Source organism: Clostridia bacterium, assembly GCA_024653205.1.
Taxonomy (GTDB): Bacteria; Bacillota; DSM-521; order Neomoorellales; family SLTJ01; genus JANLFO01.
In genome coordinates this window covers 47,793-62,654 of record JANLFO010000013.1, presented here as the reverse complement: position 1 = coordinate 62,654, position 14,862 = coordinate 47,793, and the positions used below count along the sequence as shown (strand labels likewise).

Here is a 14,862-nt window from a genome sequence, read left to right as displayed (position 1 = left end):
CGGCGAGGTGACAGTACGAACGGGGAGCACCCGGTACCGCCCGTGGGAAAGTGGGAATCCACCAGGGTGGGCTTCTGACGGACCCCCGCTTTTTCGAGGGCACTGCTGGTTTTACCCGAGTAAGCGGGTTTCGGTTTGCTTGCCCTGGCGGCGGAAAAGCTAAGAAGGGAAGCCAAAGATCCGCTCTCTAGGAGGGACAGGACATGCCGAAAGCAGGCGACGCCAAGGAACGGCGGCGGGGCAGAATTCTGGTGCCCCAGGCCAAGGAGGAAATGGAAGGGCTCAAGGAAGAGGTGGCCCGGGAACTTCACCTGGATGACGACATTGCCCGCCGGGGCTGGGAGAACCTTACCACCCGGGAGGTAGGCAAGATCGGGGGCCAGATGGTAAGGCGTTTGGTCCGTCAGGCCGAGAAGGACCTGGCCCGAGGGGAAACAAAGGCCGCCGGGCCGGAAGGGAAGCCGGCCAAAGGCGACGAATTTGTCTCCGAATGAGAGTCGAGGAGGCCGGATCATCGAAGGCAAATACCTCCTGGGCGTTGATATCGGGGGGCGCTTCCTCAAGGCGGGGATAGTGCGGCCGGACGGGGTACTGCTGCGAACGGCGAGCCGACCCACCTGGCTGAGGCAGGGTTATGCCGGCGTAGTGGAGCAGGTGTGCGAGAGCGCGGCGGCCCTGCTGGCAGGGGCAGGCCTGGGGTGGGAGGCAGTGGCCGGAGTGGGGGTGGGGGTGCCGGGCACGGTACGGCTGCCCCAGGGCGAGGTGGTGTTTGCGCCCAATCTGGGCTGGGAGCGCGTACCCCTGGCCGCGGCCCTGGCCGCGGCGCTTCCGGTGCCGGTGCGGGTAGATAACGACGCCCATGTGGCCGCCCTCGGCGAGTATTGGCTCGGCGCCGGCAGGGGATTTGACCGCCTGCTCATGATTACCCTGGGTACCGGCGTGGGCTCCGCCCTCCTGATCGGAGGGGAGATCTCAAGGGGCAGGAGCGGGCTGGGCAGCGAGTTGGGACACATGACCGTGGACCCGGACGGTCCGGTGTGCGGCTGCGGCAACCGGGGTTGCCTGGAGGCGTTCGTGGGTGCCGGGGCCCTGGAGGCGCTGGCGCGGGAACTGGCCGGAAGCGGCCGGCCGACGCGCCTGCCCGCCGAAGGTGATTGGGGGATCCGAGAGATACTGGCCTTGGCACCGGAGCACGACCCCGTGGCCGAGGAAGTGGTCGGCCGGCTCGTATACTACCTGGCGGTGGGCTTGGCGAACGCGGTGGTAACGCTAGATCCGGAGGTTATTCTGCTGGGGGGAGGGGTGGCGGAGGCGGCCGAGGTGTTCCTGGAGGACCTGCGCCGGGAGACGGCGCGCCGGGCCTCCGGTATGGCCTACCCGACGCCGCTCATCCTTCCCGCCGAACTGGGGAACCGGGCGGGCATTCTGGGGGCCGCCTATCTGGTGCGGCCGGAAGCGGGGGAGGAAGGAGTTGAAGCTGAAGGTTAAGCTCTTTGCCGGTCTGCGGCGCTGCGCGCCCTTGGGCGCGCGGGAAGGGGAGTTCGAAGTGGAAGTGCCCGGGGAGCGGCCCACGGTAGCGGACCTGCTTCGCCTGGTGCGCGTGCCGGAGCAGGCGGTGGCGGTGGTAATGGTCAACGGCATGGTGGCGCCGCGGAGCTCTTCCCTGGAAGAGGGGGCGGAAGTGAGTATCTTCCCGCCTTTGGCCGGAGGGTAGGCGGTGAAGGGCTGGCGGGGACGAATACTGAGGGTAGACCTCGATCGCGGTTCGGCGTGCCCGGAGCCGCTCTCCGAGGAATTGGCCGGCCGCTTCCTGGGCGGCCGGGGGCTGGGCGTTTACTGGCTCTATAGCGAGGCCTTAGGCGCCGAACCCCTGCGACCGCAGAATCTGGTGGTGCTGGCCACCGGGCCTCTTACCGGCACCGTGGCACCCGGGGCGGGGCGGATAACGGCGGTGACCCGGTCGCCGTTAACCGGTACGGTTTGCGACAGCAGCGCCGGGGGGGCCTTCGGCGTGCGGCTGAAGCACTGCGGGTACGACGCCCTGATCGTGCGCGGCCGCGCTCCGGTACCGGTATATCTGGAAATCACGCCGCAGGAGGTACGGCTGGAAGAGGCCGGGGACTTGTGGGGATTAGAGGTGCCGGCAGCGGTGGCCCGGATTCGGGCCCGGGCCGGTGCCCTGAGCAGTGTGGTGGCCATCGGCCCGGCCGGAGAACGGCTCGTTCCCTACGCCTGCGCCTCGGTGGACGGTCGGCGCCATTTCGGCCGGGGTGGCCTGGGCGCGGTAATGGGCAGCAAGAACCTCAAGGCGGTGGTGGTGAGCGGCCGGGGACGGATAGAGCTGGCAGACGAGGAGAACTTCCTCGCCGTGCGCTATGAGGCGGAGAAGCTCCTGGCCGCCAATCCCGTGACCGCGCAGGCCCTCCCCGAGTTCGGCACGGCAGTACTGGTGCACCTGGTTAACCAGGCCCGCAGTTTTCCGGTACGCAATTTTCAAGACGGATACTTCGAGACGGCAGAGGCTCTTTCCGGGGAGAATTTCCGGGCGCGCTTCTTCCGGCGCCGTTCTGCCTGCTGGGGGTGCGGTATCGGCTGCGGCCGGGTTCTGGCCATGGCCGGACAGGAGTGGGAGGGACCGGAGTACGAGAGCATCTGGTCCCTGGGCGCAGACCTGGGGATCGAGGACCCGGAAACGGTCATCCGGGCCAATGCTCTGTGCAACCGTCTCGGTTTGGATACCATTTCTACCGGTGGCACCCTGGCCTGCGCCATGGAACTCTCCTCCCGGGGCCTGGGTCCGGAGGGCCTGACCTTCGGTGCGGGAGACAAGGTGCTGCAGCTCATCCCCCGGATTGCGCGCCGGGAAGCAGAGGGGGAGGAACTGGCCCTGGGTTCTCGGGTTCTGGCCGCGCGCCGGGGTGCGCCGGAACTGGCCATGCAGGTGAAGGGAATGGAACTGCCCGCTTACGACCCCAGGGGTCTTCAGGGCCAGGGACTGGGCTTTGCCACCTCCAATCGCGGCGGGTGCCACTTGCGGGCCAACATGCTGGGACCCGAAATCCTGGGTATTCCCAAGCTGGTGGACCGGCTGCAGGCCGTCGGTAAGGCCGGGCTGCTCATCTATCTTCAGCATAACCACGCCGCCCTGGATTCCCTGGTGGTGTGCAAATTCGCCGCGCTCGCCCTGAGCGAGGAACACTTTGCGCGCTTGCTGCGCGCGGCCACCGGCCTGGACTGGAGGGCTCAGGATCTTCAGCTGGTGGGAGAGAGGATTTGGAACCTGGAGCGAGCATATAATCTGAGGGTGGGCTTCGGGCCCCGGGACGACACCCTGCCTCCCCGGCTTTTGGCGGAGCCGGGCCGGGGTCGTCCGGTAGAGTTGTCGGCCATGCTGCAGGAGTACTACCGCTTCCGTAACTGGGGGCCGGACGGATCCCCTGCGCCAGCGAAGATCCGGCAGTTGGGTCTGGAAGGCCTGTTGGCTCCATAACCAGGACCAGATTGCCTGACGGATCCCCACTTTTTCGAGGGCAGTGCTGGTTTGGCGCGCGAACCCGAACTGCCGGGTGCACCGGGTGGGAAGTCGTTAGGATAAGGAGAAGGACAGGTGTTAGACGAGTTCAGGCGCGTGGGTCGGGACCTTTTTCTTTCCGGTCTGGTAAGTTCTCACGCCGGCAACCTCAGCGTGCGTCTGGGCGACCGCGTGCTTATTACCCGCCGCGGGGCCCGTCTGGGGCATCTTCGCCGGCAGGATGTGGTAGAAACCGGGCTTTTTGAAAACGACAGCGGGATCGCCCTGGCCTCCTCCGAGATCCGGGTACACCGGGCCATTTACCAGGAGACCAGCGCCCTGGCGGTGGTGCACGCCCATCCCCCCTACACCGTGGTGCTCTCCCTTACCCGGGAGGCGATAGTTCCGGTAGACTCCGAGGCTTCCTACCTCTTACACCGGGTGCCGGTGGTAAGCGCGGAGAGGACCATAGGTTCGGGCGAGGCAGCCGCCCTGGTAGCCCCGGCCCTCCGCGACTACAAGATCGTCGTCCTCCGGGGCCACGGCACCTTCGCCGTGGGCCAGTTTCTTGAAGAGGCCCTCCAGTGGACCACCTGCCTGGAGGCGGCGAGCAAGATCCTCTACCTGTTGGAGCTGAGCGGTAAAGAGAAGCGGGAGTACCGTCGAGGAGCCGAAGGCTATGAGCGGTGGTGAGAGAACGTGGGTTCCCGGTTTCGGTTCCAGGCGGAGAAACTGAAACCGCAGATAATCGCGTGGCGTCGTCGTATCCACCAGCACCCGGAACTGGGCTTTCAGGAGTGGGAGACCGGCCGGCTGGTGGCCGAAGTATTGAAGGAAGCCGGCCTGGAGGTGCAGACCGGTATTGCCGGTACCGGTGTGGTGGGCGTGCTGTGGGGAAACCGGCGGGCAAAGGGGATAGCCGTTCGGGCAGACATGGACGCCCTGCCGATTACGGAAAGGACCGACCTGCCCTTTGCCTCCGTGCGGCCGGGGGTAATGCACGCCTGCGGCCACGACGCCCACGTAGCCATAGCCCTGGGGGCGGCCTGCCTGCTGGCCGAAGTGCGTCAGGAGTTGCCGGGCACGGTGAAGCTGATCTTTCAACCCTGCGAGGAAACCCCGCCGGGAGGGGCCCTGGCCATGCTCCGGGCAGGGGTGCTTTCCAATCCGGCGGTAGACGCGGTGGTGGCCCTGCACGTCAATCCTCACCTGCCGGTAGGGGCGGTGGGGCTGAAAGCAGGGGTGGCCATGGCCTCGGTGGACAGTTTCACCCTCACGGTGCGGGGAAAGAGCGGTCACAGCTCCTCTCCCCACCTGGCGGTGGACGCCATTGTGGTGGCCGCGCACGCGGTACTGGCCTTGCAGAGCCTTCCCGGCCGGCTCATCAATCCCCTGGAGCCGGTGGTACTGAGCATCGGAACCGTGCGGGGCGGGGTAAAGAGCAACGTGGTAGCGGAAGAAGTGGTGATGACCGGGACCGTGCGCGCCCTTTCCCCGGAGGTGCGGCGCCAGGTGCCCGAACTCATGCGGCGGCTTCTGGACGGCGTGGCCCTGGCCTACGGAGCCTCATATGAGTTGGACTACCAGGAAGGTTATCCCCTTCTGGTCAACGATGCCGAGCTGCTGGGCTTGGTGGAGCGCTCGTGCCGTCAGGTGGTGGGCGGGGAGCGCGCCCTGCGCCTACCCCTGCCGGCCATGGGCAGCGAAGACTTTGCCTACTTCGCCCAGGCGCGGCCGGCGGTGCACTTCGACCTGGGTGTGGGTAAGCCTCAGGGTCCCAACTACCCCTGGCACCACCCCTGCTTTGATCTGGACGAGGAGGCGCTTCCCTTGGGTGCGGCCCTCCTGGCGCAGATTTGCTGGGACTATCTTCAGGACGAATCGGGGCGGTGAGCCATGCCCTCAGACGGTAAGCTGAGGCCCTTCACGGTTACCGGTATCGGCAGCCTTCCTTTTTCCACTCCGGATGCGGCCCTGGAACTCATCGCCCGGTGCATGCCCGTAGTTCCGCACTGGCCGCAGCTGCCCCGCCGGAGCCGCCAAGAATTCTTTACCAATCAGTTCCTGGGGTTGCTCGTCCGCCTGGGTCTTTTGCGGGAGGCGCCGGAAGGCTGGCATTTCGCGCCGGATTCCCCCGGTTGGGTTCCCGGCCTCACCGCCTTTTACGAGCGGTACCTGGCCTCGGCATCCGGGGAGGAAGCCGCCGACCGGGAGTTTGCCCCCTCGCCGGAGGCGGCGGGCGGCCTCTACGCTTTCGCCGAGGCTTTCGCGTCCGGACGGTTTGCGGCCGCGGAAACGGTCAAGGGCCAGGTTGCCGGGCCCCTCTCGGTCGGCCTGAGCCTTTTCGACCGGGAGGGAAAGCCGGCCTACTACGATCCTCAGCTGCGCGAGCTGGTGGTAAATTGTCTGGCCCGGAGTGCGGCCTGGCAGGCCCGGATGCTGGCCGAAAGGTGCCGCCGTCCGGTGGTGATCTTCGTGGACGATCCGGCGGTAGGCGCCTGGGGCACCTCGCAGCACGTAGGCCTGGACCGGGAAGCCATAGTTGCCGATCTGGCGGAAATAGCCCGGGCCGTCCGGGAGGCAGGGGCGGTGCCGGGAATCCACTGCTGCGCCGGGGTGGACTGGTCCATCCCCCTGGCCGCAGGCTTCGTCGTACTGAGCTTTGACGCCTACGGTTTTTTCTCCCCGCTTCTGGCCCATAGCCGGGAATTGGCGCCGTTCCTCGCCGCAGGCGGGGTGCTGGCCTGGGGTCTGGTGCCCACCTCCCCGCAGGCATGGGAGGAGACTCCGTCCTCGCTGGCCAGGCGTTGGCGCGGGGGGGTTAGGATGCTGGAAGAGCGAGGGTTGGACGGAGAACTTCTCCGCCGGCAGTGCATTCTCACCCCCAGCTGCGGTACCGGACTTCTGGAGCCGGACCTGGCGGTGCACATCTACGAACTGACCGCGGCCACGGGGGAACTGCTGCGCGATTCCTTCTCCCCGGGTACCTAAAGCCAAGCCTCGCTGGACACCGAACTCGGTGAGAGCAAGGGTGGAGGCGGGCGCCAGGCCTCTGGACGGCCGAAGCCGCGCCGGCGCCATGGACGGGTTCTTGCGCGGCGAGCCCGCCGGAGCCCGAAGCTCGAGCCGCAGTTTTCACTGGGGCCTTAGAGCGCCTGCGGGCGCTCTTTATAATTTTTTGCCTACTGCCGGCAGGAATTTTTCCCGGGGCGTTGAAGTATTGGGTGGAGGGTAGTGGGGACAAGTGGTGGAGAGGGGAGGCAGGAGGTGTTCCTGGGGGAGTTTCAGCACAGCCTGGACGAAAAAGGCCGGCTGATCATACCCGCCCGGTTGCGCGAGGGTCTCGGGCCCAGGTTTATCATGACCAAGGGACTGGACCGCTGCCTGTTTCTCTATCCCCTCTCGGAGTGGAAGGGGCTGGAGGAGAAGCTCAAGTCCCTGCCCTTCGTTAACCCCGAAGCGCGGGCGTTTACGCGGCTGTTCTTTGCCGGGGCGGCGGAATGTGAATTCGACCGTCAGGGCAGAGTCCTCATTCCCCCATCCCTGCGCGAGTACGCCCAGCTGGAGCGCGAGGCAGCGGTCATAGGCGTCTCTGCCCGGGTGGAGATATGGAATGCCACTTTGTGGCAAGAATATACCCGGAAGGCTCAGGCGGATTTTGAGGTCTTGGCCGGAAAGCTGGAGGCTCTATAGGTGGGACGGCCGACTGCAGTTCACGTTCCGGTACTGCCGGAGGCGGTGATCGAGGCGCTGGCGGTGCGGCCGGGCGGGGTCTACGTGGATGCCACGGTGGGAGCAGGGGGGCACAGCCGCGCGATCCTGGAGCGTCTGGGGCCGCAGGGGCTCCTGATCGGGCTGGACCGCGACCCTCACGCCCTGGCCGCCGCTCGGGAGAATCTCAGACCCTTCGGGGAGCGGGTAATCTTGGCACAGGCGGACTTTCGGGATCTAAGAGAAGTGCTGGGGGAGACCGGGGTAGACCGGGCGGACGGAGTGCTCTTCGACCTGGGAGTGTCCAGCCTGCAGCTGGACCGGCCGGAGAGGGGTTTCAGCTATCGGCAGGAGGCGCCTCTGGACATGCGCCTGGACCCCGGCCGAGGAATCAGTGCGGCCGAACTGGTAAACCGCCTGTCCGAAGAGGAATTGGCGCGCATTATCGCCCGGTACGGGGAGGAACGGTGGGCCAGGCGCATCGCGCGGGCGATCGTGGAGCACCGTCGCCGCCAACCCATCCTTACCACTACCCAACTGGCGGCAGTGGTAAAGGATGCCATCCCGGCGGCGGCCCGCCGTCGCGGCCCGCACCCGGCCCGCCGCACGTTCCAGGCCCTGCGCATAGCCGTAAACCGTGAGCTGGAGAGCCTGGAGCAAGGCCTGGCCCAGGCGGAAGCGGTGCTCAAGCCCGGCGGCCGTCTGGTAGTGCTGGCCTACCATTCGCTGGAGGACAGGACGGTAAAGACTTTCCTGCGGGCGCGGAGCCGGGGGTGTACTTGTCCTCCCTCGCTGCCCGTGTGCGTCTGCGGGGGCGGTGCGGCTACCTTACGGGTATTGACCCCGCGCCCGCTTCGCCCCGGTAAGGAGGAGGTCGCCCGCAATCCCCGGGCCCGAAGTGCCCGCTTGCGGGCGGCGGAAAAACTGGGTTCTGGCGGGGTGGGCACATGAATAATTTGCTAGTAGCGCCTCTTCCCACGGTCGAGGTTGAACCTGCGGAATCACCGCGGGAGCGGACTGCCGTCCGTCCCCGACCGAACGCCCGGGCCAAGATCTTGGGCCTCGCCCTGGTGGCCCTGGTATTTCTGTCCGGGGTGGTGGTGGTAGCGCAGACCGCCCGGCTGAACGCTTTGGGCTACCGGCTGGCACAGGTTCGAGGCGAGAACCTGTCGCTGGAGAGGACCACCCAGAAGCTGGAGCTGGAAGTGGCGAGGCTCAAGGACCCGTCGCGATTGGCCCAACTGGCGCAAGACAGGCTGGGACTGGTGGAGCCCGATCTCGCCCACGTGCGGCCGCTTCCCGTTACCAGCCTGGCCCGGGCCGAGGCCGAGGTGGGCCTCAGACCGGGAGCGGAGCTAGCGCAGGCCCAGGAACCGACTCCGCTCTGGAGGGAGTTGGCCCGGGCCGTTTCCCGCTGGCTGGGGCCGAGGGTGGAGGGCCAAAGTGCACTGGCGGGTGACTAGGCGAGGCGGTAGCGGTGACGTCCAACCTGACGATGCGACGCCGCATCTTGGCCCTGTTCTTCGTATTCTGCTTTTGCCTGTCGCTGGTGTGCGCGCGGCTGGCCTGGATACAGCTGGTGCGCGGGCGAGAGCTGGAGGCCGAGGCGACGGAACTGCGCCTGCGCCAGGTGGTCATCCCCGCCCGCCGGGGAAAGATCTTCGACCGGCAGGGGCGAGAGTTGGCCATCAGCGTAAGTGCACCGACGGTAGTGGCTTTCCCGCCGGAAGTGAGGTCGTCCGGTCGGGAGCGGGAGATCGCGGCCAAGCTCGCGGCCATCCTCGGGGCCGAGGAGGAAGACATATACCGGCGTATTACCTCGAACACCCTCTATGCCTACGTCCGGCGCCGGGTGGAGTTCGCGCAGGCCGACCGCATCAGCAGTCTGGAGCTGCCGGGCATAGAGATAATCGAGGAGAACCAGCGCTACTATCCCCAGGGTACGCTGGCGGCCAACGTGCTGGGCTTTGCCGGCATCGATAACCAGGGCCTGGAGGGCTTAGAGTATTTCTACGATCAGCAGTTACGCGGTCGCAACGGTGCCCTAAAGGTGGAGGCCGACGCGGTGGGGAGGGAGATACCCCAGGCCACCCACGCCTACGAGCCGCCGCAAGACGGCCTGAGCCTGGTGCTGACGATCGACAGCACCGTCCAGTACCTGGCAGAAAGGGAACTGGACGCCCTGATGGAAAGCCCTACCGCTCCCACCCGCGCGGCCATAATCGTGATGGACCCGCGTACGGGTGAAATCCTGGCCATGGCCAGCCGGCCTTCCTTCGATCCCAACCGGTACGCCAGCTTTCCTGCCGCCACCTGGCGGAACCCCAACGTGAGCGATACCTACGAACCGGGGTCTACCTTCAAGATTGTCACCGCCGCGGCGGCGCTGGAAGAAGGTCTGACCAAGGAGGGGGAAAAGTTCTACGATCCCGGCTACATAATGGTGGGCAGCCACCGCGTCCGGTGCTGGCGGTATCCCCGGGGCCACGGCAGCGAAACCCTGATCGAGGGAGTGAAGAATTCCTGTAACCCGGTATTCGTCACCCTGGGCCTGAGGCTCTACGAGGGCCACCCCGCCCGCTTCTACGATTACATTAAGGCCTTCGGTTTCGGCGCCAGGACCGGCATCGATACTCCCGGTGAGGCCACCGGCCAGCTCATCCCCCAGGAGAGCCTGCGGGAGATCCAGGTGGCGGCCATATCTATTGGCCAGTCTATTGCCGTGACCCCCATTCAGCTGGCGGCCGCCGCGGCGGCAGTGGCCAACGGCGGCGTCTGGATGCGCCCCCACCTGGTGAGGGAGATCCGGGACGCCGAGGGGCGAACGGTGAAGCGCCTGGACCCGGAGCCGGTGCGGAGGGTAATCTCCGAAGAGACCGCCTCGCGGTTGGGAGCGCTCCTGGAACAGGTGGTAAAGGACGGGACCGGCCGTAACGCCTATATCCCCGGTTATCGCGCCGCGGGAAAAACCGGAACCGCCCAGAAGCCCGGGCCGGGCGGATACCTGCCGGACAAGTACGTGGCTTCCTTCATCGGCTATGCGCCGGTAAACGACCCGCGGGTGGTGGCCCTGGTGGTGGTGGACGAACCCCAGGGTTACCCCTATTTCGGCGGCACGGTGGCGGCACCGATCTTTCAGCGCCTGGCGGAAGCCGTGCTCCGGTACCTGGGCGTGCCTCCGGCCGAGCCGGGTTCACGGGAAACCCAGGAAGTACGGGTGCCCTCGGTAGTGGCCTTACCGGTAAAGGAAGCCGCGGCCCGGCTGCGGGAGGCCGGCCTGGAGGCCCAGGTGGCCGGGACCGGCGTTCAGGTCTGGGATCAGGTCCCGGTAGCCGGGGCGTCGGTCGCCAGGGGGAGCCGGGTTCTGCTTCAGGCGGAAGCCAAAGAGGAGGTACTGGTTCCGGACCTGACGGGTCTAAGTCTCAGCCAGGCCCTGGCCCTCCTGGGCTCGCTGCATCTCAACCTGGAGGCTCAGGGCAGCGGCCGGGTAATGGAGCAGGACCCGGTGCCCTACACCCCGGTTCCGAAAGGGAGCCGGGTGAAGGCAGTGCTGCGGGAAGATGAGGCGGCGGCCACGGTCGGTCCCTAGCCGAGCCTCGGCCTCGCGTGCGGCCGAACCCGGCTTCTTCCGGCAGTCCCGGTTCCCCAGAAAGTGGAGATTACTCGAACTCGGGCGGCCTTTACGCCGTCTAGATGGTGGGATAAAATCATGGCGAACGGCGGTGGCACCGCCGGGCAGATAAGCGGGAGGGCGGCATGAAACCTCTTTCCGAACTCCTGTCCGCCACGCCGGTAGAGGCTGCCGGCGGCGACCTTGAGGTGCCGGTCAGCGGCATATACTACGATTCCCGCGCGGTAAGGCCGGGCGGCCTCTTTGTGGCCGTGCCCGGCTTTCGCACGGACGGGCACCGGTTTCTTGCCGACGCCGTGGCCCGCGGGGCAGCGGCGGTGGTGGTGGAAAGGCGCGAGGCGGTACCGGCGGGAGTAGCCTGGGCGGAGGTGGCGAGCAGCCGCCGGGCCTTGGGAGAACTGGCGGCAGCGTTCTACGGCCATCCGGCCGCCAGGCTGCGCCTGTACGGCGTTACCGGCACCAACGGCAAGACTACCACTACCCACCTTATCCGGGCGGTTCTGGAGGCAGGTGGTCGTACCTGCGGGCTGGTGGGTACGGTGGGGGCGCAGATAGGCGAGGAACAACTGGGGGCGGCCCGTACCACTCCCGAGGCCAGCGATCTGCAGGAGTTGCTGGCCCGGATGCGCGACCGGGGCCTGAGCGGGGCGGTGCTGGAGGTTTCCTCCCACGCCCTGGAGCTGGAGAGGCTGCGTGGGTGTGCCTTTGACGTGGGTGTATTTACCAACCTTACTCCGGATCATCTGGACTTCCATCGTGACATGGGGAGCTATCTGGCGGCCAAGGCCAAGCTCTTCCGGCTGCTGGACCCGGAGCGGTCCGGCAGCCAGTATGCGGTGCTCAACGCCGACGATCCGGCCAGCACCGAACTGGCAGCCGTGACCCGGGTGCCGGTAATCACCTACGGGCTTCAGAGCCGGGCCGAGGTGCGGGCGGAGAACCTGGGATTGGATCCGGCAGGGGTAGCGTTTGACCTGCACTGGCCCGGGGGGCGCTGCCGGGTGCGGCTGGCCCTCACCGGCCGCTTCAACGTTTATAATGCCCTGGCTGCCTGGGTCGTGGGCTGGCAGGAAGGTATGGAGCCCGAGGCGGTCAACCGGGCCCTGGCCACGGTGCGGGGCGTTCCCGGCCGCTTCGAGCGGGTGGAGGCGGGGCAGGACTTCACCGTGCTGGTAGACTATGCCCACACCCCGGACGGGCTGCTCAAGGTGCTGGAGGCGGCCCGAGGCCTAACCCGGGGGCGGGTGATCCTGGTTTTCGGCTGCGGGGGGGACCGCGACCGCACCAAACGGCCCCAGATGGGGGCCGTAGCCGCCCGCCACAGCGACCTGAGCGTGATCACCTCCGACAACCCCCGCAGTGAGGACCCCCTGGCCATAATTGAGGAAATCCGGGCCGGGTACGTGAGCGTCCGGCGGGACGGTTACCGGGTGGAACCGGACCGCTACCGGGCCATCGAGCTGGCGCTGGGCCTGGCCGACCGGGATGATGTGGTTCTCATCGCCGGGAAGGGGCACGAGACCTGCCAGATTATAGGAGATCGGATCCTGCCCTTTGACGACCGTCAGGTGGTCAGGGAGATACTGAGCGGGAGAGGCAATGCAGGCGGTACAGCTCGGTAGCATGAGAAGGGCCATAGGTGCACGCCTGGTGCGCGGCGACGACCACCACTGGGTGCGGGGAGTGTCTGCCGACAGCCGCACTATCAGGCGGGGAGAAGTCTTTTTTGCCCTGAGGGGGCCCCGCTTCGACGGGCACGACTTCCTTGCCGACGCCCTGCGCCGGGGAGCGGCGGGAGCGGTAGTCTCCCGGCTGCCGGCGGAGCTGCCGCCGGGCGACTATTCCCTCCTGTTGGTGGCGGATACGCTGGCCGCCCTGCAGCAGTGGGCTGGGTTCTACCGTTCGCAGTTCTCCGTGGTGGCGGTGGGCGTCACCGGGAGTACCGGCAAGACCACTACCAAGGACCTGGTGGCCCGAGTGCTGGCCACGCGGTGGCCCACGGCGGCCACGCGGGGCAATTTCAATAACGAAATCGGGCTGCCCCTGACGCTTCTCGAACTGGGGCCGGAACACGGGGCGCTGGTGGTGGAGATGGGCATGCGCGGTCGGGGAGAGATTGCCTTTCTCTGCTCCTTGGCCCGGCCCCGGGTCGGGGTCATCACCAATATCGGGCCCGCCCATATCGAAAGGCTGGGCTCCATGGAAAACATCGCCGCGGCCAAGGCCGAACTCCTGGAGTGCCTGGGTTCGCAGGGGCTGGCCGTCCTCAACTACGACGATCCGTACTGCCGGCGCCTGGGCGAAAGGTGCGTCTGCCGCGTGTGCTACTACGGTTACGGAAGGGGCGCGGAGGTGCGGGCGGAGGGGGTAGAGGTAACGCCCGACGGTTACCGGTTTTCGGCCCTTCTCGGTGATCGGACCCAGCCCGTTCACCTGCCCCTGTGGGGCCGGCATAACGTGCCCAACGCCCTGGCCGCCCTGGCCGTGGGCTACTGTTTGGGCCTGGAGCCGCAGTTAATGGCCCGGGCCCTCGCCGAGGTGCGGATCAGCGGTATGCGCCTGGAGCCGGTTCGGGGCGCGGGGGGCTGGCTCATTCTGAACGACGCCTACAACGCCAACCCGGTTTCCGTGCGCGGCGCTCTGGAGGTGCTGGCCGAACGGCGCACCGGACGGGCGGTGGCCGTACTGGGCGACATGCTGGAGCTGGGTGATCTCGCCCCGGCGGCGCACCGGGAGGTGGGAGAGATCGCCGCCCGCCTGGGCATCGACCTGGTAGTGACCGTAGGGGCTGCCGCCCGGGAGATCGCCGCGGGCGCGCTCGCCGGAGGTCTGAAGGAGAACAGGGTGCATTCCTTCCTTACCGCTGAAGAAGCTCTGGAGTTTTTACGATGGAATTTAAAGGAGGGAGACCTGGTACTGGTTAAGGCTTCCAGATCGCTGGGCCTGGAAAGCCTGGTCCGAGCCCTGCAGGCACCGTCATGACCGTACTCATGGCCTTCTTAACCGCTCTGATTGTCAGCCTGGCCCTGGGGCCGCTCCTCATACCGGTGCTGCGGCGCCTCAAGGTGCAGCAGACCATCCGCGATGACGGGCCGGCCCGCCACGTGGCCAAGGCTGGTACGCCCACCATGGGCGGCCTGATTTTCCTGCCCGCCTGGGGGCTGGCCACCTGCGCCTGGGCCGGTTGGAGCCTGCCGGTGTTCCTGGTGCTGGCGGCGGGGGCGGGCTTCGGGCTGCTGGGATTCGGGGACGACTATCTCAAGGTTTGCCGGCGGCGTTCACTGGGTCTGAGGGCCCGGCAGAAGATCCTTGGGCAGGTTGTGTTGAGCCTCAGCCTGGCGGTGGCGGCGGTAGCCTTTTGGGGCCGGGGTACGGAGGTAGAACTCTTTCCTTTCGGCCGGCATTGGGATCTGGGATGGGTATACTACCTTTTTGCCCTGCTGGTGATGGTGGCCAGCAGCAACGCGGTTAACCTGACCGACGGCCTGGACGGTCTGGCGGCGGGAATAGCGGTTCTGGCCGCGGCGGCCTACACCCTGATTGCCCTCTGGCTGGGCTACACGGAGCTGGCCGTGGCCGCGGCCGCCCTGGCCGGCTCCTGTGCCGGCTTTCTGGTCTACAACCGCCACCCGGCCCGGGTATTCATGGGCGATACCGGCGCCCTGGGCATCGGTGCCGTTCTGGGCGCCTTGGCCGTGCTCACCCGCACCGAGCTGCTGTGGCTGGTGGTGGGCGGGGTGTACGCCTGGGAAACGCTTACCGTGATCCTGCAGGTGGCAGCTTACCGGATCGGCGGGCGGAGGCTGTGGCGCATGACTCCCTACCACCACCACCTGGAGCTCAAGGGCTGGCCGGAGCCCCGGGTGGTGGCGGGCCTCTGGCTGGCGGCGGCAGTGCTGGCTGGCCTGGGCGTGACGCTGCTGGTACTGGGGAGCAGGGCCTGAGTGATACGCACCTTTGGGCAGTCCTGGTTTTCCCCGAGTACCTAAAGCGTGCCGGTCGGCTAAGC

Annotated in this window: 14 protein-coding genes; all 14 read left to right on the top strand. The window is 67.1% G+C overall.

What is annotated here, in order from left to right; genetic code table 11:
- Positions 1 to 203: 203 nt before the first annotated feature.
- Complete coding sequence (locus tag NUV99_07985) at positions 204 to 494, top strand: alpha/beta-type small acid-soluble spore protein (GenBank protein ID MCR4420048.1); 291 nt, start codon at positions 204 to 206, stop codon at positions 492 to 494.
- Positions 481 to 1,488, top strand: a complete 1,008-nt coding sequence (locus NUV99_07980; protein MCR4420047.1) for an ROK family protein — start codon at positions 481 to 483, stop codon at positions 1,486 to 1,488. The genes NUV99_07985 and NUV99_07980 overlap by 14 nt, the downstream gene beginning before the upstream one ends.
- On the top strand, positions 1,472 to 1,714 hold the full coding sequence (locus NUV99_07975; GenBank protein MCR4420046.1) for a MoaD/ThiS family protein: 243 nt from the start codon (positions 1,472 to 1,474) through the stop codon (positions 1,712 to 1,714). The genes NUV99_07980 and NUV99_07975 overlap by 17 nt, the downstream gene beginning before the upstream one ends.
- Before the next feature lie 3 nt (positions 1,715 to 1,717).
- Positions 1,718 to 3,490, top strand: a complete 1,773-nt coding sequence (locus tag NUV99_07970) for an aldehyde ferredoxin oxidoreductase family protein (protein ID MCR4420045.1) — start codon at positions 1,718 to 1,720, stop codon at positions 3,488 to 3,490.
- A gap of 117 nt (positions 3,491 to 3,607) precedes the next feature.
- Complete coding sequence (locus NUV99_07965; protein ID MCR4420044.1) at positions 3,608 to 4,204, top strand: aldolase; 597 nt, start codon at positions 3,608 to 3,610, stop codon at positions 4,202 to 4,204.
- 6 nt (positions 4,205 to 4,210) lie between these two features.
- Positions 4,211 to 5,404, top strand: coding sequence for an amidohydrolase (locus NUV99_07960; protein MCR4420043.1), 1,194 nt, complete (start codon positions 4,211 to 4,213; stop codon positions 5,402 to 5,404).
- 3 nt (positions 5,405 to 5,407) lie between these two features.
- Entirely contained in the window at positions 5,408 to 6,502 is a 1,095-nt protein-coding gene (locus NUV99_07955) for a hypothetical protein (GenBank protein MCR4420042.1), read from the top strand.
- 276 nt (positions 6,503 to 6,778) lie between these two features.
- Positions 6,779 to 7,204, top strand: coding sequence for a division/cell wall cluster transcriptional repressor MraZ (gene mraZ / locus NUV99_07950; protein ID MCR4420041.1), 426 nt, complete (start codon positions 6,779 to 6,781; stop codon positions 7,202 to 7,204).
- Complete coding sequence (rsmH, locus tag NUV99_07945) at positions 7,205 to 8,173, top strand: 16S rRNA (cytosine(1402)-N(4))-methyltransferase RsmH (GenBank protein ID MCR4420040.1); 969 nt, start codon at positions 7,205 to 7,207, stop codon at positions 8,171 to 8,173.
- Positions 8,170 to 8,685 (top strand): cell division protein FtsL, encoded by a 516-nt coding sequence (locus NUV99_07940; GenBank protein ID MCR4420039.1) that lies wholly within the window; start codon positions 8,170 to 8,172, stop codon positions 8,683 to 8,685. The genes rsmH and NUV99_07940 overlap by 4 nt, the downstream gene beginning before the upstream one ends.
- Before the next feature lie 14 nt (positions 8,686 to 8,699).
- Positions 8,700 to 10,811, top strand: coding sequence for a penicillin-binding transpeptidase domain-containing protein (locus tag NUV99_07935; GenBank protein MCR4420038.1), 2,112 nt, complete (start codon positions 8,700 to 8,702; stop codon positions 10,809 to 10,811).
- 167 nt (positions 10,812 to 10,978) lie between these two features.
- The gene (locus NUV99_07930) at positions 10,979 to 12,475 is read left to right on the top strand and encodes a UDP-N-acetylmuramoyl-L-alanyl-D-glutamate--2,6-diaminopimelate ligase (GenBank protein MCR4420037.1); all 1,497 of its coding nucleotides are present in this window, start codon (positions 10,979 to 10,981) and stop codon (positions 12,473 to 12,475) included.
- A 1-nt stretch (position 12,476) separates the two neighbouring features.
- A complete protein-coding gene (locus NUV99_07925; protein ID MCR4420036.1) occupies positions 12,477 to 13,835 on the top strand; it encodes a UDP-N-acetylmuramoyl-tripeptide--D-alanyl-D-alanine ligase in 1,359 nt (452 codons plus the stop codon).
- Positions 13,832 to 14,797: a phospho-N-acetylmuramoyl-pentapeptide-transferase gene (gene mraY / locus NUV99_07920; protein MCR4420035.1), complete on the top strand. Its 966-nt coding sequence runs from the start codon at positions 13,832 to 13,834 to the stop codon at positions 14,795 to 14,797. The genes NUV99_07925 and mraY overlap by 4 nt, the downstream gene beginning before the upstream one ends.
- Positions 14,798 to 14,862 lie beyond the last annotated feature (65 nt).